This is a genomic window from Paenibacillus solani (assembly GCF_001277345.1).
Taxonomy (GTDB): Bacteria; Bacillota; Bacilli; order Paenibacillales; family Paenibacillaceae; genus Paenibacillus_AQ; species Paenibacillus_AQ solani.
In genome coordinates this window covers 469,685-491,547 of the sequence record NZ_LIUT01000003.1, presented here as the reverse complement: position 1 = coordinate 491,547, position 21,863 = coordinate 469,685, and the positions used below count along the sequence as shown (strand labels likewise).

Genomic DNA, 21,863 nt, shown 5'->3' with positions numbered 1-21,863 from the left:
CACATGAAAGCCGCACCTAAAGTAAATACAGAGGGCCTCTATTTAGAGGACGCGCTTGTGGACGATACCTTTTCTGGTATCGTCCCTTTTTATTCCGACTCGAAACCCGGAAAACCGGAAGTAGTTTTAACCATAATAGGAGATGGTACACAATCAGATGATGAATCACCACGTGAATATGAAACCAATATTACCGGCTATATCGTCGGTATCCCTGTAACTCCTGGCTTGTTCCGACCGTGTTTCGATCTTGCAGCTTGGAGTGCATACCGGGCCGCCGTAAGCGAAGCCCAGGACTCATATCAAGAAGCATTCTCCAAGTGGCAAGCTCTTTCGGAGGTTGGGCGTGGTGAGATGCCAGCGCTGGAATCTATTCCGATGCCGGATTTTTGGATCGAAGGGTTAACCTCTGAAGAAATCGAGGAGCTGACAAGATCTCAACCTGCTGAACCCAATGAACTGGATCGTATAGGTGCCGAGATGGTTACACGTGAACTTGAGGCACTAGAGTTACGCCAACAGAATGAGGCGCAGGGAGCCCAAAATGTAGGGCTTGAATTGCGGCTGCTGTCACTTGAAAATAACTGATCGAAAGGAGAGGGTGACGATGTTTGAGAACGATTTTGAACGTCTGAAGTACTACTATGAGAAGAAATGGGCGCAGAAGCCTCAATTGAGACAATACGTTGGGTTTGGCGTCATCACTTCGGAAGAATACGAAGTCATCACTGGCGAGACATATTAAACGCTTCATTGAATCTGCTCACAACCTAAGAGGCTTCAACGAAGAAGGCGGAATCATGCTGGAGAAGCGGAGCGGGCGCCTTTGACCACGGATTTTAACCTTATATATAAGTGTTCAGGAAAATCTGTGGGCAACAGCGATCGGAAGCATGATCCGCATGCGAAGTGACGTACAGGCTAACAAGGATTTTTTCCTAGATCAACTATGAATATCAGCAACCCAAGCCCTCGGCTCCCCGAGGGCTTTTTCACATCTTATAAACCATTATAAAGGAGGAACAATTATGTATGAGCACATCGGTCAGCTGTTTAAGATGCTGGTGGCGGGGACGGGGGCCGTGACAGGGTACGTCTGGGGTGGATGGACGCTGCCGCTACATCTGTTGTTGTGGCTCGTGGTGGTGGATTGGCTGACCGGTTGGGGTGCGGCCTGGATGAACGGTGAGCTGCGCAGCCGTATGGGGTATACAGGGATTGCACGAAAAATGACCATTTTTCTCATCATCGCGCTGATGCATCTGGTGGATCGGGTGCTGGGCGAGATGAATTATTTTCAGAATACGGTAATCTTCTTTTACCTCGCGAATGAGCTGCTATCTATTATTGAGAATGTCGGGCGAATGGGGGTACCGATCCCGCAATCCCTGCGTAATGTGGTACAAGTATTTCAGATCAAATCCGAAGAGACTAAACAGACTACACGAAAGGGGGAAAACAAGGATGAAACCCTTTGAATTTATAGCCAAGCTGGCGCCGATTGCGACCCAGGACATGCGTCAGTATGGAGTGCCCGCTTCGCTTACGCTCGCCCAGGCCATTCTGGAATCCAATTGGGGAACGAGCGGGCTAACGCAAAAAGCGAATAATTTGTTCGGCATCAAAGGCACCGGTCCAGCGGGAAGCGTAACGATGCAGACAACGGAGTACCGGGGGCAAACCCCCTATACTGTTAGCGCTCAGTTTCGTAAATACAACGGCTGGCATGAATCCGTTACGGATCATACCAAGCTCATTCTGAACGGAACGCGAGACAAGCCAATGCGGTACCATGGCGTGCTCTGGGCGGATTACAAAACGGCAGCGAACGAGATTTGGAGGGGAGGCTACGCAACAGATCCCAAATATCCGAGCAAACTCATCTCTCTAATCGAACAGCACTCGCTATATCAATATGATCTGCCAAATCCAAAGGAGGAGGAACGCATGAAAATCGAACAATTAACCACGGAGCTGCAAAAAACGCAGGAGCAGATGCGGCAGCTGAGTGAGCAATATGCTTCTTCGTTAAAGCTGCTAAACGAGCAGGGCAGTACCATCAAGCAGATGAATGCTAGGCTTACGGCTGTCGAAGCGTCGAAACCTGCTAAAGTTCCAGCTTGGGCTGAACCTGCTATACACGCTGCACAGGAGGCAAAAGTATTGAACGATCCTGCAGGCAGCTACGATTTTTATAGAATCATGACCGTCCTGCATCGATTGGGCTTTTTTAAAGCGGATAAGTGAACAGTGGGCAGGCAGAGTTACGAAGTTATATGGGGACTATGTGTGTAAAAATGAGACAATCCTGCTGTAATGCAACTAAGCAGCGGTTCAAACCGATTAAGTATACATGTATAGCCATACCCAATATGGAAGCTGGCATCGGTAATCAAACTGAGGTCAGCTTTATTTGTTTTTGCTATGGTTTGATCATTGCTATGTATCGGCAATGTCGTTATGAGATTGGGATTATTGACAGATATATAGGTTTGAAATCGCCCAAATGATAAATTTACGTCACACCAATCAATGAGTGTTCGGAATGGAGAATCGCATCCATTCAGAATTGATAACATTTATTTGTACATAGAAGAAGATCTATTTCCATTCAATTCTGTTCCCTCAAAAATCTATTCCCTTACAAAAAAGCTGCATTATATATCGTTTAATTACGATGTCCTCTCGCATGTAGATAATTGAATGTATCTCCCCAATAGATAGATCCTGTTCTCCTTACTCCTCACCTTTTTATTCTGACATAAGTTGTGTGCAACCGGATAGCGGAAGCGTCAAAGCGGGTATACAAGGAAGGAACGGATTTACTTTGCTATGACATTTTTCTTTCGGATGCCGGATGGCATATAATCTAAAGAATGAACTAAATAGAAGCGATCCTAAACAGATAAAACAGGAGTGGGGTAAATGAAACTGAAGGAGCTTAGAGAGCATCGCCAATATCCGGAGCAAACGAAGTCGGATGCTTCACGCGCGGCCTATGAACGGGACTATTCGCGTCTGATCCATTCGCCGACGTTCCGCAGACTGCAGGGGAAATCACAGGTGTTCGGTGCTGGCACGGGAGATTACTACCGGACCCGTTTGACGCATTCGCTTGAGGTAGCGCAGATCGCACGCGAGGCTGCACGCAGCCTGCCGCGTCATTATCCTGAAGTGCTGCCGGAGCAGGCGGAGAATGCAGGGTTGATGATTGATCCCGAGGTGGTGGAGTGCGCGGCGATCGCTCATGATTTTGGACACCCGCCATTTGGCCATAAGGGCGAAGAAGTTCTGCAGGATATTTTGGAAAAGCATATAAACCGGAAAACCGAGGAAGAGCTGACGCGCCAACCGGGCACGCCGACACCAGAGCAGGCGGCCAAGGTACAACAGGCAATGCGGCGTAAATATGAGCATTTTGAAGGGAACGCGCATAATTTTCGGCTGATTATGTTTTTGGAGAAAAGAGAGAATGTCAACGGGCTGAATTTATCGGATGCGGTGCTGCTTGGCATTAACAAATATCCATTCTCGGGCCTCGATAATCCCAAGGGAATGTACCGTCATGAATGGGATTACATCTCCCAGATTCGGAAGGAGTGGGGGATTCCCGGTACGCACAGAACCCTGGAAGCGCAGCTTATGGACCTCTGTGACGACATCGCATATTCCGCGCATGATTTGGAAGACGGCATTAAAGCCGGGAAGATCGAGGTGCATGAGCATTTTCTGCGGGACAGCCATCTTAACAAACTGATCGTGCAGAAGATCATGACGCTGGATGACGAAGTATGGGAAGGCTGGACGAAGGAGCAAATTCACCCAAAAGTGGAGTTGGTGCTGGATGAGTTCCTGAAGATCTGGAATGAAAAAATGCCGACCTGCGAGAATGATTATTCCCGTACCCGGCGAGAGGTCAAGGCCTACTGGGTCAGCTTGTTTGTGGGTAGCTTGGGGGTAATCTCAAACGGAAATTGGAAAAAGGTAACGTTTGTCAAAGACGGCGAGGAAGACGAGGATATGCTGCGCACGGTCAGCGTCCTGAAGAGTTTTGCCTGGGTGACCATGATTCGCGACCTGAGAGTGCAGCGCCTGCAAAAACGCAGTGAATGGATCATCAAGCGTCTATGGGATGCTTTTCTTGATCCGGACGCATCCAAGGCGATAATTCCGTCCGATTGGCTCCAGCGCTATGAATCAGACCAGAAGCGGGCACATCCGATCTGGACTTGGGAGCATATGGTGATTGATTATATCGCGGGGATGACCGATGCTTTTGCCGAGAAAATTTATAACGAGCTGTATGGGCTAAAGGTAGGCTCTATTTACGATTTGGATTAGGAATAGCGAGAGAACTTGTGGATTTTGGCTGTATTTGTTGTTGCTGTTGTTATTACTACTGACTTAACCATTGCCAATTGCTGCTTCAGCAAGAGTGACTCAACTGAACCTGATATCACTTGTATCGGAAGATGGGATGGAGGTCAAAGGGGGGGATTTCATGAACAATCAATTGAAGCTAAGCGTGCTGGATTTGGTTCCGCATTTAGGAGAGAGCTCGTTCGAGGAAGCCTTACAGCAGGCGGTGACGCTGGCCCAGCATGCGGAAGCATGGGGCTACGGGCGTTATTGGGTAGCGGAGCATCATGACCTGGAACACTTGTCCTGTGCCTCGCCGGAAATTCTGCTGTCCCATATCGGAGCCAGGACAACGAGCATCCGGCTTGGTTCCGGCGCCGTGCTGCTGCCCCACTACAGCCCGCTGAAGGTAGCGGAGAATTTTCGCATGCTGGCGGCGCTGTACCCCGGCCGCATCGATCTTGGGATTGGACGGGCACCCGGAGGTTCCGCCCATACGAGCATGGCACTCAGCGGTAATTTTCTGGGCCATGTGGCTGATTTGCCGCAGCGAATCAGGTCTTTGACCGAGCTGCTTGAGGATCGGTATCGTTATGAAGATGTGCCGGTCGCTGCGAAGCCGGTTCCCGCAACTCAACCGGTAATGTGGATGCTGGGCACGAATACGAAAGGTGTAGGCTACGCCTCTGAATTCGGCATGGGTTATGTATTCGGCCAGTTCATGAGCGATGCGGACGGTGCGGAGATTCTCCGGTCTTACAAGGAAGGTTTTCAGCCAAGCGCTCATCTGCAAGAACCGCGCGCGATGGTGGCGGTAAGCGTGGTCTGTGCAATGACGCAGGAAGAGGCGGAGAAGCTGGCTGCTGACATTCCCCAGACGGGGCAGCGCACCGTGGCCGCAGAACCTATGGACAAGACAACGGTTGGCCAAGACCAGAGCCTTGACTTGGTTCCTAAGGAACAAGAAGGAGTCCATAGAGTCGGTGTTTCTCGATCTGTCGGCAGAAGAGACACGACTCCTGCTGGAGACGGATACTCTCAAAGAGAGCCTAGTGAAGAAACTCGAGGTTCTCAGGTGGCTTCCGATGTTTCTCGCTCTAATGGCATAAAAGACACGACTTCTGTTGGAGATGGACATTCTCAAGGAGTGCCTGATGAAGGAACTAGAGATTCTAAGGAGGTTTCCATTGGTTCAACTTCCACTTCTGCAGGCCCGTCCAAGAAGCTCATCGTCGGTACGCCTGCAAGCGTGCGAAGCAGATTGCAGGAGTTGGCAGAGCAATATGGCTGCGATGAATTTCTGATCGTCACGCCCGTTAGCGATTACCAAGCACGGCTGGAATCCTATCGGCTGTTAATGGAACAAGAGTAAATAACAGGGTTGTACCTGCGCACATATATAATAGAAGAGAGAAGAAATAAATGATGAGTTTACACGAATATGATATTGCATTTGGAGAGCGATTTGTAAGTAATAAGCCATCTTATCTGTACACATACGCCTGCCATGAAACGGAGCAGGACCTCTGCTCCATGGAGCTGACGGAGCTGTTTGGTCATGAGCCTGAAGGAGAGAATTGGCTTGAGAGTGAGCGTTGGATTGATCCAGATCGAAGCCCATTCTTAACGGCTTGCCTTGATGTCAAGCTAACAGGGGAATCTGTAGAGCGAATGGCAGAGCAGGCAGGCTCTATTCATCTGAAGAACAGAACCTTCAAAGTGGTATGTTTGAAGGCAGGGGATCGTTTTAGTTATGAGCAATTACGCGGGTATGAGCGTATGGTAGGCCAAGCCATAACAGGACAGGCTCAGATGAAAGCGCCGGATGTCACGCTCGGCATGCTGTCCATAGGCAATATCTGGAGACTGGGGATACTGCATGAACCTGAGCGGGCATGGATGGATCATAAGCAAAAACCGCAAAATTATTCCACAGGCCTCAGCTCCCGCGTCGCCAGGGCACTTGTCAATCTGGCTGTACCACGGCTGGACGGAGTTACGCTTCTGGATCCCTGCTGCGGGATGGGGAATGTACTGATTGAGGCGTTGTCGATGGGGATCACGGCCGAAGGACGGGATATTAACCCGCTCGCCATTCGGGGGGCAAGAGTGAATCTCAGACATTACGGATACGATGATAACCTGGTTGCGATCCAGGATATGAATTCATTGCAGGGGCATTATGATGCCGCAATCCTGGATCTGCCGTATAATCTGTGTTCGGTTTTCCCAGAGGAGGAAAAATCACAGATGCTCCATAGCTTACGCCGGCTGTCAGATCGTGCTGTCATCGTCAGTACGGAGCCATTAAGGGAGCAGCTCGTGAGTACAGGCTGGAAGCTGCTTCGTCACGGAACGACGCGCAAGGGAAGCTTTGTGAGGGAGATATGGCTGTGCGAGTAAACGGCTATGCGAGGAATGGCTGTGTTAGTAAATGACTACGCGAGTAAATGGTGACATGAGTAAATGGCCTGCATAAATTAATCGCAGTATGAATCGATGGCTATGTTAACCATTCGCTTTCGGATTCTATTCGGGAGGATGATAACGATATTTCTCCAAATCGATCATGCCTTTGTGATTGACGATAACACCTTCGTCCTGAAGGTATAGCTCCTGCATAAATCGGGATTCATCATCCTTGATGGCAATCTCTCCTTTGGCATTGACAACCCGGTGCCAGGGCAGCTTGTGAATGTGACTGAGAGTGTGAAGTATTCTAACCACCTGCCGGGCACCTCGGGGACTGCCAGCTAATCCGGCCACCTGTCCATACGTCATTACATATCCTTCCGGGATGCTCTGGATTACTTCAATGACTCGTTTCGTATACGGCTGCATCGCTCTCTAAACCTCCTTCAATATTAATAAAGAAATCGGAACGTCCCGGATGGCAGGAAGCCTCGGGACGTTCCTTTTTTTAAAAGTGCATATAAACATCCAAGCATAAGATTTCCTCGAAATCGACATACGGTGAATGACAGCCACAGCCACCTAACTGCAGTCTCTCTTCTTATATAAGGTACGTCGATGCAATAGACATATTTTTTTAAACTGTTAGGACTACTGAAAATTATTTTGCGCAAACTCCCGGAAACAAGGTGTTAACACTTAGTCTTAGCACCAGGTCCCAACTCCTTAATCAATAGGATTTACTATAGTCGATCACATTTCGAGACAGGGGCTCATGGTTTACATAATGTTGTAAATTCTCAAGGAAGATGTCCATGACACGTTCGCTGTAACGATCTGTATCTCCGGCCATATGAGGGGTCATGATGACGTTGTCCATAGACCATAGCGGGTGGTCCGATGGAAGCGGTTCTTCTTCAAACACATCCATTCCGGCCCCTGCCAGAGCCCCTGATTGAAGCGCTTCAATCAGATCGTCCGTGACCACAGACGGCCCCCGACCCACATTAACGAAGAAAGCAGAGTTCTTCATTGCTGCAAATTTTGCCTTGTCAAACAAGCCGCGGGTCTCGTTGGTCAGGGGTAGTATGTTCACGACATAATCGCCTTCTGACAGGGCCTCTTCAAGCTGGTCGACTTTATACATGACTTCGACATGAGGATCCGATTTACCGGAATGGCGAGCGCCGACGGTTCGCATGCCGAATGCTTGGGCCACCTTCACAGCATGACTGCCGATCTGACCAACGCCGACAATGACGATCGTTTTTCCTGCCAGTTCCGTGAAGGTACCGGAAGTATCCCATTTGTTATTCGATTGCTGGCGAATGGCGAGATGCAGGTTGCGTGTGAAGGCCAGAATCATTGCAAAAATATGCTCCGTAATCGGAATGCTATGTACGCCACTGGCGTTGGTAAGCTGGATTCCCTTATTTTCAAGTTCGTTCAGCGGCATTTTATCCACACCGGCGGACCATGCTTGAATCCACTTTAATTGACTGTCATTGGACAAGACGTCCTCCTGTAAGGAACGTGACCAGCCGATCAGAATTTCGGCCTCTCGAATGGATTGGGGCGTAAGCTCTTTGGCTTTTGAAACCAACAGCTCGTAGTCAGGGGCGATTTCCTTGATTTTTTGCTGTTGTTCGGTAGTTAATTCGTGGATCGCAACGATTTTCGGCATGGTGCTACCTCCTAAGAAATATGATCATCAGCCATAATAAAAGCGTTATTCTTCTTGAAACATATTATCAGAAATCAAAACTTTGCGCACAGGTGACATGACCATTTGGTAAAATTATACATGTTTTTTTGTCTGATTTATGGTAAATTGGAGCTTCATCATATTTTTAGGCGAACAGATGCACCCTGAATAGTAAATTCAGGTTAATTTGCTCAAACTATAGACGATCTCGAAAACATGGTGCTTATAGGAGCCGTAAATGGGCTGCTTGGGTAATTAGGAAGGGAAGGAAGTGTCTTAGTGAGCCTTTCAGAGAAGGAAGCTATGGATCGTTTATTTGTTGCCGTACATTTGCCTGCCGACGTGTCTTCACGGATTCAGGAGTGGACGGCTGCGTGGGCAGAGCAAGTGTCTTTCAGAAAATGGGTTCATCCTCAGGATTATCATATTACCGTGCAGTTTCTGGGCGATACGCCCACACATCGCATAGAGGAGCTGACAGCAGCGCTTCAGGAGGTTGCGAAGAGGCATCAACCATTCCAACTCCGTCTTCATGATGCGGGTGTATTCGGCGCAATGGCCTCACCCAGAATTTTGTGGGCAGGAGTCGGCGGGGAACTGTCTGCACTAGAACAGCTTCAGCGATCGGTAGTCCGGAAGATGGAGTCCTGCGGATTCGTGCCAGAGGAGCGGCCTTATCGTCCGCATATCACCGTTAGCCGTAAATTTCAAGGTATTCAAAAATTTTCTTTGGATGTTATCGGAAGTGGACCCGAACCTATCCAATGGAAAGTGCAGGAGATTGTTCTATTTCGAACAAATTTACATGCAAGCCCCATGTACGAAAAAGTAGGTGTGGCGCGGCTTTCTTAGATTTTCTGAAAGTAAAAATAAAATGTTCATAAAATTACCATGTTTTCAAAGCCTAAAAATGTGGTTACATAGTGTAGGAATGTTTCGACATCATAGGAGGAAAAATATGGTTATGAAAGTGCTACGGCAAAATCGCTGGGTTGCGCTGCTTATTGGTGCGCTCTTTGTGAGTTTGTCTCTTATAAGCTTGCTTGGGATGCAGGCAAAGACAACAAATGGTGAAGAAGGACAACAGGAGATGCCGAAGTTTGTAATGGCTGCCCAAGCTCCTGAACAGATTCCTGATCAGTTCAAAACAGAAGCAAGTACATCACAGGATAGGGAACCTGTCAGCAATTTGTCTTCAATTGTTTTCCAGGAGTGGAATAAGACAGGCGGCAAGAATGGGGCGTTCACAAACGATCAAGGCATCGGTTTGGCTGATCCCCATAAATTATACTCCCAGCAAACAATGAAGGCTGCAGAAGAGAAAAAGAAAAAAGCCAAATCTCAAACTGCAGACGGGAAACCGGCAAAACAAAAGGGGAAACATGTCGTAAAATCACAGGCCAAGAGCCTAACACCCCCCACAACTCTATTCTTCACGAGAACAAATACGTTAACCCAGGATCAGAAAGATAAGGCAACCTGGACTTATGATTTGTCAGCTGAAGAGCTGCTTCTGCTCCAGAAGATTGTCATGGCAGAGGCGGAAGGCGAACCGTACGAAGGCAAAGTAGCAGTTGCTAACGTTGTCATAAACCGGCTACGGTCAGCTAATTTTCCCGATACGATTACCGATGTTATTTATCAAAAGCACCAATTTAGTCCTGTAGCGAACGGGCGTCTTAAACGTGTCCAGCCGAACGAAGAGACGATCAAGTCCGTGAATGCGGCACTTCATGGCCAAAAAGAGGTAAAGGACGATACGTACTTCTTCCTTTCTCTTAAGCTTGCGCAGGATCTGACAGTTCATCATTCCAGAACGTTTGTCAAAAAAATAGGGAACCACTCTTTTTACAAGTAGTGCCCATGTGGGTAAACTAGTATGTAGGAGGTGTGTTTAACCATGAATATAACGTATTACGGCCATTCCAGCATATTGGTGGAGGAAGGCGGCGTTCGCGTCATTATCGATCCGTTGCTATCAGGGAACCCGGACTCTGGCATCGATCCCAAAGACGTAAAGGTAGATGCTGTGGTGCTGACGCACGGGCACTCCGACCACTTTGGTGATTGCATCGAGATTGCCAGGCAGAATGATTGTCCCATCATCGCGGTTTATGAACTGGCGGTCTATTGCGGCAGTCAAGGGGTCAAATCGCATGGCATGAATATCGGGGGAAGCGCACAGTTTGATGGTTTTAAGGTGAAGTTTACCCCGGCGTTCCACTCCTCATCCATATCAGTTGGAGACACTTGGATCTACGCAGGAGAGCCTGGAGGCGTCATTCTAACAATGGGCGGCAAAACCTTCTATCATGCAGGTGATACAGGTTTGTTCGGTGATATGCGCCTGATCGGAGAGATGAACAACATCGATGTGGCTGCGCTGCCGATTGGTGATGCATTAACGATGGGCCCGCAGGACGCCCTGCTGGCCGCACAGTGGATTCGGACGAAACATGTCATTCCTGTGCACTATGACACCTTCCCGGGCATTAAACAGGATGCTGGGGCCTTCTGTGACGAATTGTCCAAGATGGGTGTTCAGGGCCATCCGTTGAAAGCAGGAGAAAGTCTGGAAATCTAGTGAACTTAAGGTAAGAAAAAGCTTCCCTGTTACAAACGACAGGGAAGCTTTTTTGGGTTAAAGTTCAATAGCTGAAGAATGGGCGCATAATGAATATTAGGGCTGGTCCGCTAAAATCTTGATATGGTCTTCGTGGTATTCAGGCAAGCGGCCTTGGCTCAGCAATTCCATCACCTTGCTGGCACAGTGATTGGGATCCAGATGCGGGGAGCGTCTGCTGCTGAGTTGTTCACGCTTGTTCAATACCTGATCATAATGATCAGACAGCAGGCTTAGCCATTTGTCGATCACGGAAGGCGAATCCAGGATTTCTGCATAACCTTCACTGACAAAGAAATGAGAATTTACTTCTTCCTGTCCCGGAATAGGTTCATAGAACAGCATGGGGATTCCCTTTGCTGCTCCTTCCGTGCATGTCATTCCGCCAGGCTTCGTAATGAGCAGATCCGATACGTCCATAAGTTTATGTATATCGTCACGATAACCGAGAACATGAATGTTGGGATGCTGGAAGACCGGGTCTTCACGCATGCTGGCAACCAGCTTCTCATTCTGTCCCATACAGAAAACCAATTGGATATCCCCGGCTCTTACTGCCAGCTTGCTGAGCAGGTCTTTACTGAATACGAGCCCCCAACCGCCGCCCATGATTAGCACCGTCGGCATGTTATTTAACTGAAGCTCGGCCTGCAGCGCCTCACGGCTGCCCCGTTCCCAGAATTTAGGGTGCACCGGGATGCCGGTTACATGGATATACTCCGGCGGGATGTCCCGCAGCATTAGCATGTTCTTCACATGAGGTGTGGAGACAAGATATTCATCAACCTCCGGATTGACCCAGGTGCCATGTGCATCATAATCCGTGATAAGCGTATAAAGCGGAACATTGAGTCCCTGACGCTTCAGACGGGAGACCACGGCGTTTGGGAAAGGATGGGTACATATGATAAGATCCGGTTTAAGCTGTTCGATGACTCGCTGGGCCTGCGCATAAAAAATACGGTGCAGCGCGAGCCGTGTTAGACGGTTTAACGATTTCTTATATTGCGAACGGTACAGCATGCCGACAAGACGCGGCCTGGTGCTGACGGTTTTTCGATAGGCGGATAAGATTAACGGTCCCACAGTTGGGTTTAAAAAATTGCCAAGCTCAATCACGCGGCAATGGATGCCGGGACTTATCCGCTGTATACCTTCAGCCAGGGCATACGCTGCTTGCGTATGCCCTGTACCGAAACCCTCTGAGAAGAGGAGCACTCTTGTATATCGCATGGTTTCACCTACTTCTTTCTCCCTCTATCTTACAAAACAGGAATCATTTTTTGAAGAGCGGCGCGAAAAAAAGAGTTTGCATCATAAGTATACGCGCGAAAGGGAAAAGCATTTCAATTATTTTACGGACGAAAAGCGAAGGACTCTTTTCTACATTAGACGTTATCATAACGTTTGAACCCTGTAGTGAAATTTATATAAAATTTTTAATGAAAAATATTGCAATGCTTTCGATAATCTGATAAAGTAATTTTTGACCGAATGACCATAATTGTATTTTGGTCAGTTTCGTGAAGGATAGCCCATCTTAAGAAGATTATAGAAGGAGGGGTAAGCATGTCAGCTGTGGACCGTCGGAAGCAGGTGCTGGATGCTGCCTCCAAGTCGTTTGCTTTGTTCGGATATAAAGCGACGACGATGGAACAGGTGGCGAAGATTGCGAATGTTGGAAAAGGCACGATCTACACGTTCTTTACCAATAAGGATGAACTGTTTGATGAGATTCTGTTATCGGCCATTATGGAGATGAAGCGTCTTGCGGAGCAGGAGCTCCGGTCGGACAGGGATTTCTTCGACAATCTCTATCGGGTGCTGGACGCGCTGCTTGAATTCCGTAGTGAGCATGAGCTGTTCATTAAGCTGTCTCAGGAGGTACGGGATATTGGCACACCTAAGGCGCACGAAGGATTGACGAAAGTGGAGAACGGAATCGTTGGGTATCTCCAGGGAATTGTGGAGCAAGCCAAATCGACCGGTGAGATCAAGCCGCTGGACGCTCAAGTGGTATCATTTGTGATGCTGAAGCTGTACGTTGCGCTCACGACCGACTTCAATCAGCTTCACAAGCCGCTGAGCAAGGAACAGATCAAGGAATACATGATGGTGTTCTTGGCTGACGGGTTGAAGGCCTCTTCGTAAGTGATGCATTATCCTCCTTCGTGTTGAGGAAGACGTACTCTCATGGCTTGAGGGATCGTCTTCCTTGCCAGCGATCTTTTTTTTGGTCTGAACTGACCGAATGAGCAGAATGGTCATTATGTACTGTGTTGGAAAAAATGTGTTCTGCCTTTGCTGCAGACGCATGTCGGCTAAATAGCTGCTGTATCTAGAGAATAAAAGGAGAGAGACTGGATGAAGTCATTATCAGTATTTACAAAAGATCTTGGCGCTGCCGTTCGGAACAAAAAAATATTGATTCCGATCATCGCGGTGCTGTTCATACCGGTCATGTACAGCGGTATGTTCCTCGGGGCCTTTTGGGACCCCTATGGAAAGATGCAGGATTTGCCCGTAGCGGTCGTTAATAACGACCAGGGCGCTGTTTTTGAAGGCAAGACGCTTCAGGCTGGCGAGGATTTGGTCGCCGAGTTGAAGAAAGGGAAGGATTTTAATTGGCAATTCGTTGATCGAAATGAAGCAGAGCAAGGCATGAAAGATAATGAGTATTACATGACGATCAGCATTCCCGAGAATTTCTCGCAGCAGGCAACAACCTTGATGGATGAACATCCCGCACCGGCACAGATTATATTTGAGCCGAATGAAGGTTATAACTTCCTGGCCGCCCAGATCGGTGGAACCGCCGTGAAGGAGATTCAATCCAAGGTATCCGCCAAAGTGACGGAAGCCTATACGGAAACGTTGTTTGATCAAGTAGCTAAAGTGTCCGACGGCTTAAGTGAAGCGGGGGACGGCGCCACGAAGTTATCCGAAGGAGCCGTGAAATTGGACGATGGTGCAGTGAAACTGAAAGAGAATCTGGCTAAAATGGTCAGCGGCACACAAGCACTGCAAGATGGACTCGCTCCTTTGACGCAAGGGGTGCAGGACTTGAATAATGGTGCCGGCAAGTTGAACACCGGTGCCAGCACCCTTGCTTCCGGTTTGGATCAGCTTAAGGCAGGTCACAGCAAGCTGCAGGCAGGAGCTGAGGAAGCAAGCAAGGGCGGTGCCAAGCTGCAAGCAGGGATTGAATCTGCGGTAGCGGGCAGCACCACTCTCAATGAAGGTTTGCAAGCGAACCAGACAGGAGCATCCCAGCTTGCCGAAGGTGCGAAAAGCGCACATGAAGGCAGCAGCAGCCTGAAAGCCGGGCTGAATCAATCGCTGGAAGCGACCGCGTCTCTGGAGCAAGGCGCCGAAGCAGTTGCCGATGGATTGAAGCAGCTGGCTGAAAGCAATCCAGAACTTGCACAGAGTCCGGACCTGCAGAAGCTATTGGCGGCAAGCCAATCCGTGGCCTCTGGCACAAGTGAGTTGAAAGCTGGCCAGCAGCAGCTGGCCCAAGGCGCGGCTCAGCTGAATCAAGGCACACAGCAGCTGCAGGAAGGTGCTGGCAAGCTGAGCGCGGGAGCTAGCCAGCTCGCTGAAGGCGGCAAACAGCTTGCCGGAGGCGGTCAAGAGCTGCTCGCCGGTGCGAAACAGCTGAACGCAGGACAAAGCCAATTAGCAGACGGCATGAAGCTGTTTGGTACAAAGCTGAGCGAAGCGGCAGCTGGCGGCAAGGAGCTGGCAAGCGGTGCGGCAACCCTTTCACAGGGCACACAGCAGCTTGCAGGCGGAGCAGGTAAGTTGGGTAGCGGTGTAACGACCCTTGCTGATGGTTCCAAACAGCTGGATTCCGGTGCAGGCGAACTGGTAAACGGAATGAGCGAATTGAAAGAAGGCAGCGGGGAGCTTGCAGGCAAGCTGAATGAGGCTGCCGGCAAGACAGGCGATATTAAGACAACTGACGAGACGGTCAGTATGTTCGCTGGTCCGGTACAGGTTGAAGAACATAAAGTGAACGAGGTGCCGAACTACGGTACAGGCTTCGCTCCTTACTTCCTGTCACTTGGTTTGTTTGTAGGCGCGTTAATCACTACGATTATTTTACCGATCCGCAATTCATCGGTACCGAATGCATCCGGATGGAACCGGTTTGTCAGTCGTGCGCTTTCTTTTGCAGGCATGGGATTGATTCAATCTCTGCTGGCAGCAGTGGTTATGTTGTATGGATTGAAGCTTGAGGTACAGAGCGTTCCGCTCTTCTATCTCTTCACCTTCATCACAAGTTTGTCGTTTATGTTCCTGGTGCAAATGTTTGTCACATGGCTGGATCAGCCGGGACGCTTCGTCGTGATCGTTATTCTGATCTTCCAATTGACAACAAGCGCAGGTACGTTCCCACTCGAACTCATTCCGAACTGGATGAAAGCCTTGAACCCGCTATTACCGATGACATACAGCGTAAAAGGTTACAAGGACGTTATCTCCACAGGAAGCTTCGATGGCATGTGGTCCAGTGCGGGTATATTGGCAGGATTCGGCCTCGTGTTCCTGGCTTTGACTGCCGTATACTTCCTGACTACGAAAAATAAGAAGTCAGCAGATGTGGATACAGCGGTGACTGCATAAACGATGGATAGCTAAGCAAAAGGACATTCTCCCAAAGATCAATGAGATCTTCGGGGAATGTCCTTTTTTTCTTGTTCGGAATGTTCTATTTGTATGATTATTTGTACTATAATACATAAAATTAATATGGACAGGAAGTTTATTTATACAAATTACATATAAAAACAATTCTTATCAATTTCATAAAAACTTTGAATTGGATGCGTTTATATGGCGGTGATAAAATATAAAAACCAATTAACCTACCGTATAAAAACAGAAAATATGTTCGATCATTAACTTGCACTAAAACGCATCATACAGATGATGGCTCGCTTCTGCCGCTTGAGGACGAATACTAGATTTTTGTTTATGTCGTTCTTCCTTGATCTGCCGCATTATATCCTAAGTTAGAAAGGTTGCATCTTATGAAACATACTGATTATCCCCAGAAACAGGGCCTATATGACCCGCGGTTTGAAAAAGATGCTTGCGGTATGGGATTTGTCGCCCATATCAAGGGTAAGCCATCACATGACATTGTCAGCAGTGCCTTGAGAATGCTTGCCAATATGGAGCATCGTGGCGGTCAGGGCAGTGAGCCGAATTCCGGCGACGGTGCCGGGATCATGCTGCAGATTCCTCATGCATTCTTCACCGCTGAGGCGGAAAAGCAGGGCTTTGAGCTTCCGAAAGAGGGACATTATGGTGTCGGCATGCTGTTTCTTTCACATGATCCTGTAACCCGGGCGGAACATGAAGCAGAGCTGGCCTCAATCATTGCGGAAGAAGGCCAAACCCTGCTTGGTTTTCGGGATGTGCCGACCCATGATGAAATGCTGGGTCAAACCGCAAGAGCGGCTAAACCGTATGTTCGCCAAGTGTTTATCCAGCGAAGTAGCGACATTTTGGATGAACTCTCGTTCGAACGCAAGCTGTATGTCATCCGTCGCCGCGCAGAGCGGGTTATTCGCTACAGCGGAAATCCGGAAGGCGACAGCTTCTATGTATCCAGCCTATCCTGCCGGAAAATCGTATACAAGGGCATGTTGACTACGGAGCAAGTAGGGGAGTTCTATCTGGATTTGCAGGAAGAGAAGCTGGAGTCCGCGATCGCGCTGATCCATTCCCGTTTCAGTACGAACACATTCCCGAGCTGGGAGCGTGCGCATCCTTACCGCTTCATGATTCACAATGGCGAGATCAACACGCTGCGCGGGAATGTAAACTGGATGCATGCCCGCCAGTCGCTGCTTGAGCATGAACGGTTTGGAAGCGATCTGGAGAAGATTAAACCTGTCATCAATCCGGATGGCTCCGATACCGGTATGTTTGATAATACGTTTGAGTTCCTGTATCTCAGTGGCCGCTCCCTGCCACATGTGGCCATGATGATGGTCCCGGAGCCTTGGAATAACCATGAGGACATGGATAAGACCAAGAAGGCTTTCTATGAATACCATAGTACGTTAATGGAGCCGTGGGACGGCCCCGCAGCGATGGCGTTCACAGATGGCATTCAGATCGGAGCTATCCTGGACCGGAACGGTCTCCGGCCATCCCGTTATTATGTGACTAAGGATGATCGTATCATCCTGTCCTCCGAAGCCGGTGTGCTGGATGTTCCGCCAGAGGATGTGCTGTATAAGGACCGTTTGCGCCCGGGGCGCATGCTCCTCATCGACACAAAGGAAGGGAGAATCATCTCTGACGAAGAAGTCAAAGCTGGCATCGCTGCTGAACTTCCATACGAGGAATGGCTGGAAGAGCATCTGGTGGAGCTTCATGATCTTCCTGAGGCACCGGAACTGCCAGAACCGAAGCATGAGAATGTGCGCCAGCTTCAGTTGGCCTTCGGCTACACGTACGAGGAGCTGCGCAAAGTGCTGGAGCCGATGGCTCTCACAGGGGCTGAAGCCATCGCATCCATGGGATATGACGCGCCGCTAGCGGTGCTGTCCGATCGTCCGCAGCGATTATTCAACTACTTCAAGCAGATGTTCGCCCAGGTGACCAACCCGCCGATTGACGCAATCCGGGAAGAGCTCGTCACTTCCATGGGCACAACGATCGGTCCCGAGCGAAATCTGTTGAAGCCGGAACCGGAGAGCTGCCGTCATATCCGTCTGGATTCGCCGGTCCTGTCCAATGAAGAGTTTGCGAAGCTGCGTCATATTCACCGTCCAGGATTTAAGTCCATGACCATCCCGATCTTCTTCCCGGCAGCAGAGGGGGCTGAAGGACTGCGTAAAGCGATCGACACTCTCTGTGAGGCTGCGGATCGAGTCATTGCTAAGGGTCATAATTTATTGATCTTGTCCGACCGTGGGCTGGATAAGGACAATGCCGCGATTCCTTCTCTGCTTGCCGTTTCATCACTTCATCATCATCTGATCCGTCAGGAAACCCGGACCAAGGTAGCGATCCTGCTTGAATCTGGCGAGCCACGGGAAGTCCATCACTATGCCCTGCTGCTCGGTTACGGAGCGAGTGCTATCAATCCATATCTTGCATTCGAAACACTGGACGACATGATTAAAGAAGGCATGATGCCGGGCATTTCACACGAGAAAGCTGTTAAGAATTATATGAAGGCGGCGAACAAGGGTGTTGTGAAGGTTTTATCGAAGATGGGGATTTCAACGATTCAATCTTACCGCGGCGCTCAAATATTCGAAGCTGTTGGATTGAAGGAAGATTTCGTGGATCGTTATTTCACATGGACGCCTTCCCGGATTGGAGGCATCGGTCTTGCGGAAGTGACCAAAGAAACGCTTGCCCATCACGAACGTGCTTTTTCGGATAAGGATGGTAGTGACAAGACGCTGGACTCGGCAGGCGAGTATCAATGGAGAGCGGAAGGGGAGCAGCATTTATTCAATCCGAGAACGATCCATTTACTGCAGCAGGCTGTCCGGACCAATGACTATGCAGCGTACAAGAAATATACCGAGCTCGTGCAAGGAGAGAACGAACAGCACTTGACATTGCGCGCACTGTTGAAGTTCAAGCCGGTCTCCGAACCGGTTCCCCTGGATGAGGTGGAGCCCGTAGATTCCATTATGCGCCGCTTTAAAACGGGTGCGATGTCGTTTGGCTCCATCAGCAAGGAAGCGCATGAGAGTATTGCAATCGGAATGAACCGCATCGGGGGTAAGAGCAACACAGGGGAAGGGGGAGAAGACCCGGCTCGTTACATCCCCGAAGTCAACGGCGACTCCCGCAGAAGTGCAATCAAGCAGGTGGCCTCGGGACGATTCGGTGTTACCTCCCACTATCTGGTGAATGCAGATGAAATTCAGATCAAAATGGCGCAGGGAGCGAAACCAGGCGAAGGCGGGCAGCTGCCCGGCCGTAAAGTATACCCATGGGTAGCCGAAGTTCGCGGTTCGACACCTGGCGTGGGTCTGATCTCGCCGCCGCCGCACCATGACATCTACTCCATTGAAGATCTGGCTGAACTTATCTACGACTTGAAGAGCTCGAATCCACGAGCCGATATTAACGTGAAGCTGGTATCCGAGGTAGGGGTGGGTACGATCGCCGCAGGCGTTGCGAAGGGCCGGGCCGATATTATTCTTATCAGTGGTTACGATGGCGGTACGGGGGCTTCTCCGCAAGGCTCGATCCGTCATGCGGGTATGCCATGGGAGCTTGGTCTAGCCGAGACTCATCAAACCCTTATCATGAACAATCTGCGTGACCGCGTTGTGCTCGAAACGGATGGTAAAATGCTAAATGGACGCGATGTAGTTATTGCCGCTATGCTTGGAGCCGAGGAATATGGTTTTTCCACAGCACCGCTCGTTGCCATCGGATGCATTATGATGCGTGTCTGCCAAATGGATACCTGTCCCGTTGGTGTCGCTACTCAGAACCCGGAGCTGCGCAAGAACTTTACAGGAGATCCCGAGCATATCGCTAACTTTATGCGTTTTGTCGCTCAAGATATGCGTGAGCTGATGGCAGAGCTTGGATTCCGGACCATCCGCGAGATGATTGGCCGGACGGATGTTCTTGACGCTATTAAAGCCGATGATCATTGGAAAAAGAAAGGCCTGGATATTTCGGCATTGCTATATATGCCGGAACTGCCGGAAGGCAGCACACGTTACCGCTTGCAAAGACAGAATCATCGCTTGGAAGAAACACTGGATATGCGTTCACTCCTCAGCTGTGCCGCACCTGCATTGGAGTCAGGAACTGCGGTAACAGGCACCTTCCCTATCACGAACGTGGATCGTGCGGTCGGAACCATTTTGGGAAGTGAAGTGACACGGAATTACGGTGCTGCCGGACTGCCGGGAGATACCATCCAGTTTAACTTCGTGGGCTCATCAGGCCTCAGCTTTGGTGCATTCGTGCCAAAAGGATTGACACTGAGAATCGAAGGCGATGCCAATGATTACATTGGCAAAGGACTTTCAGGCGGGAAGATTATCGTAAAGCCTTCACCTATGGCGACTTTTAAAGCCGAGGAGAATATCATTGCAGGCAATACGGCATTCTATGGTGCTACAAGCGGTGAAGCTTACGTACGAGGAATTGCCGGAGAGCGTTTCGCCGTACGCAATTCAGGTGCGAACATCGTTGTTGAAGGCGTCGGCGATCATGGCTGCGAATATATGACTGGCGGTCGTGTAGTCGTTCTGGGGGAGACCGGGCGAAACTTTGCAGCCGGAATGTCCGGCGGGGTTGCATACATTTATGATCCTGCAGGTACTTTTATGAAACGCTGCAATTTGGAAATGGTCCTGCTGGAACGTGTAGAGGATGCAAGAGAAGCTGAACTGCTGCAGCAGCTTATTGAGCGGCATGAGCACTATACCGGCAGTGTGCCGGCACAACAAATTCTAGGAAATTGGGAACAGGCACTTGGCCGATTTGTACGAATCATTCCCCGGGACTATAAGCGCATGCTGCTGCATATTGAGAAGATGCAAGACCAGGGCTTGGCGGGTGAATCTGCGCTCCTCGCTGCATTTGAAGCCAATATGAAAGAATTGGCGCGTACAGGGAATTAGCAGCAGATCTCAGGTTATCAGTAACCACTTGGTATTCTATAATGAATGCCAGGTGGTTTTTTTGTATAGATTCTCTGGTATCGCTTTCAAAATATAATTCGACAAAATTAGAACCGGATGTTTTGGACAATGGTTCCATGAGACGACAGCATCGTATGGATTCATTGGTTATAATATTGATAAGTAACTTGTTCAAAAAGTTTCCTGTATAGATTATATTTACACCAATTGTAAGGAGCTGGGATGGAGACGAAATTATAGATAAGCGAGGTAATTGTAGAAATGAGTGTGGACAAGGAGAGAAGCTCCGGAAGCACCGAGCATCGGCTTGACCAACAGAAGACAAACCTAGATATCAACAAGCTTATGACTCAATTAGGAATCCATCCTGATCAATGGCTGCAAATGGAGACACTGCGAAAAAATAAAAATCAACCATAACGACAACAATCCCCGATACGTGAGTGCAGCAATTTACATTCACATGTCGGGGATTTGTGGTTAATCGTTACGACGTATTATTTCATGGCCCTTTCCATGCGGACAAATGCAATGAATCGTTTAGCTTCATCTTCGGTTAATTTACGACCATCCACGGTAAGGTTAAAGCGCTCCAATAAATCCTCATCGGATAGCTCAAGACCATCCACAAACGCCCGTACCTCCGGGTCAAGCACCACTTTCTCCTGTGTCGTTCTCCCGATCAGATAGTCTATGGATACATCGAAGAGATCTGCCAAGCGGGTCAATGTTTCGAAGTCAGGCTTGCGGCGATTTTTTTCATAATGGGATAGGGCAGCACGTGTAATACCGACAGAGGTAGCGAGTTCTTCCTGAGTCCATCCATGCTGTTCACGTAATTCTGATATTCGTTCTCCGTAGTTCACGCATTGATCCCCCTTTCGAGTGGCTTGTATCTATAGAAGTTATTGGATAGATCCATAAGTTAAATTTGCCGATTTATTATATACATAAAAAGGCTACTTTTTAATTGACTAGATACACTATGTATCGTATTATTAACATGAGTCAGATACATATTGTATCTGGATAATCATGGTTGGTGACGGTTGGTATCATTTTATCCAGCACGAAGTTGTCCCATACCACAAAATACTAACAAGGAGCGGAT

At 49.0% G+C, this 21,863-nt stretch carries 17 protein-coding genes; 13 read left to right on the top strand and 4 right to left on the bottom strand.

Annotated features, from left to right (window positions below; all coding sequences use genetic code 11):
• The first annotated feature begins 3 nt into the window (after window positions 1–3).
• From AM231_RS19600 to AM231_RS19575, 7 genes are all read left to right on the top strand, one after another.
• Entirely contained in the window at window positions 4–588 is a 585-nt protein-coding gene (locus tag AM231_RS19600) for a hypothetical protein (RefSeq protein ID WP_054404112.1), read from the top strand.
• Window positions 589–607: 19 nt separating this feature from the next.
• Window positions 608–745, top strand: coding sequence for an XkdX family protein (locus AM231_RS28370; protein WP_082341751.1), 138 nt, complete (start codon window positions 608–610; stop codon window positions 743–745).
• Window positions 746–1,028: 283 nt separating this feature from the next.
• Window positions 1,029–1,478 carry a phage holin family protein gene (locus tag AM231_RS19595; protein WP_053491641.1) on the top strand — a complete coding sequence of 150 codons (450 nt, stop codon included), beginning with the start codon at window positions 1,029–1,031 and terminating at the stop codon, window positions 1,476–1,478.
• Window positions 1,465–2,247, top strand: a complete 783-nt coding sequence (locus tag AM231_RS19590; protein WP_054404111.1) for a glycoside hydrolase family 73 protein — start codon at window positions 1,465–1,467, stop codon at window positions 2,245–2,247. Before AM231_RS19595 ends, AM231_RS19590 begins: the two co-directional genes overlap by 14 nt.
• Before the next feature lie 678 nt (window positions 2,248–2,925).
• A complete protein-coding gene (locus tag AM231_RS19585) occupies window positions 2,926–4,341 on the top strand; it encodes a deoxyguanosinetriphosphate triphosphohydrolase family protein (RefSeq protein WP_054404110.1) in 1,416 nt (471 codons plus the stop codon).
• Window positions 4,342–4,501: 160 nt separating this feature from the next.
• Window positions 4,502–5,731 (top strand): MsnO8 family LLM class oxidoreductase, encoded by a 1,230-nt coding sequence (locus AM231_RS19580; protein WP_054404109.1) that lies wholly within the window; start codon window positions 4,502–4,504, stop codon window positions 5,729–5,731.
• Window positions 5,732–5,784: 53 nt separating this feature from the next.
• The gene (locus tag AM231_RS19575; RefSeq protein ID WP_054404278.1) at window positions 5,785–6,762 is read left to right on the top strand and encodes a TRM11 family SAM-dependent methyltransferase; all 978 of its coding nucleotides are present in this window, start codon (window positions 5,785–5,787) and stop codon (window positions 6,760–6,762) included.
• Window positions 6,763–6,888: 126 nt separating this feature from the next.
• On the opposite strand, the gene AM231_RS19570 is transcribed toward AM231_RS19575, so the two are convergent.
• Together AM231_RS19570 and AM231_RS19565 are read right to left on the bottom strand one after the other, a co-directional pair.
• Window positions 6,889–7,200 (bottom strand): MGMT family protein, encoded by a 312-nt coding sequence (locus tag AM231_RS19570; protein WP_054404108.1) that lies wholly within the window; start codon window positions 7,198–7,200, stop codon window positions 6,889–6,891.
• 301 nt (window positions 7,201–7,501) lie between these two features.
• Window positions 7,502–8,455 carry a D-2-hydroxyacid dehydrogenase gene (locus AM231_RS19565; protein WP_054404107.1) on the bottom strand — a complete coding sequence of 318 codons (954 nt, stop codon included), beginning with the start codon at window positions 8,453–8,455 and terminating at the stop codon, window positions 7,502–7,504.
• A gap of 300 nt (window positions 8,456–8,755) precedes the next feature.
• Between AM231_RS19565 and thpR the strand changes: the two genes are divergently transcribed.
• From thpR to AM231_RS19550, 3 genes are all read left to right on the top strand, one after another.
• Window positions 8,756–9,328 (top strand): RNA 2',3'-cyclic phosphodiesterase, encoded by a 573-nt coding sequence (thpR, locus tag AM231_RS19560; protein ID WP_054404106.1) that lies wholly within the window; start codon window positions 8,756–8,758, stop codon window positions 9,326–9,328.
• Window positions 9,329–9,434: 106 nt separating this feature from the next.
• Window positions 9,435–10,334 carry a cell wall hydrolase gene (locus tag AM231_RS19555; protein WP_054404105.1) on the top strand — a complete coding sequence of 300 codons (900 nt, stop codon included), beginning with the start codon at window positions 9,435–9,437 and terminating at the stop codon, window positions 10,332–10,334.
• A 42-nt stretch (window positions 10,335–10,376) separates the two neighbouring features.
• A complete protein-coding gene (locus AM231_RS19550; RefSeq protein ID WP_054404104.1) occupies window positions 10,377–11,060 on the top strand; it encodes a metal-dependent hydrolase in 684 nt (227 codons plus the stop codon).
• Between the two features lie 96 nt (window positions 11,061–11,156).
• On the opposite strand, the gene AM231_RS19545 is transcribed toward AM231_RS19550, so the two are convergent.
• The gene (locus AM231_RS19545) at window positions 11,157–12,332 is read right to left on the bottom strand and encodes an MGDG synthase family glycosyltransferase (protein WP_054404103.1); all 1,176 of its coding nucleotides are present in this window, start codon (window positions 12,330–12,332) and stop codon (window positions 11,157–11,159) included.
• Window positions 12,333–12,668: 336 nt separating this feature from the next.
• Here AM231_RS19545 and AM231_RS19540 point away from each other — a divergent pair, with 336 nt between their 5' ends.
• The 3 genes from AM231_RS19540 (at window position 12,669) to gltB (ending at window position 20,731) form a co-directional block, all read left to right on the top strand.
• Complete coding sequence (locus AM231_RS19540; protein ID WP_053491653.1) at window positions 12,669–13,250, top strand: TetR/AcrR family transcriptional regulator; 582 nt, start codon at window positions 12,669–12,671, stop codon at window positions 13,248–13,250.
• Window positions 13,251–13,463: 213 nt separating this feature from the next.
• Window positions 13,464–15,728, top strand: coding sequence for a YhgE/Pip domain-containing protein (locus tag AM231_RS19535; RefSeq protein WP_054404102.1), 2,265 nt, complete (start codon window positions 13,464–13,466; stop codon window positions 15,726–15,728).
• 407 nt (window positions 15,729–16,135) lie between these two features.
• The gene (gene gltB / locus AM231_RS19530; protein WP_054404101.1) at window positions 16,136–20,731 is read left to right on the top strand and encodes a glutamate synthase large subunit; all 4,596 of its coding nucleotides are present in this window, start codon (window positions 16,136–16,138) and stop codon (window positions 20,729–20,731) included.
• A gap of 518 nt (window positions 20,732–21,249) precedes the next feature.
• Here gltB and AM231_RS19525 read toward each other — a convergent pair.
• Entirely contained in the window at window positions 21,250–21,618 is a 369-nt protein-coding gene (locus tag AM231_RS19525) for a helix-turn-helix domain-containing protein (RefSeq protein ID WP_053491656.1), read from the bottom strand.
• Window positions 21,619–21,863 lie beyond the last annotated feature (245 nt).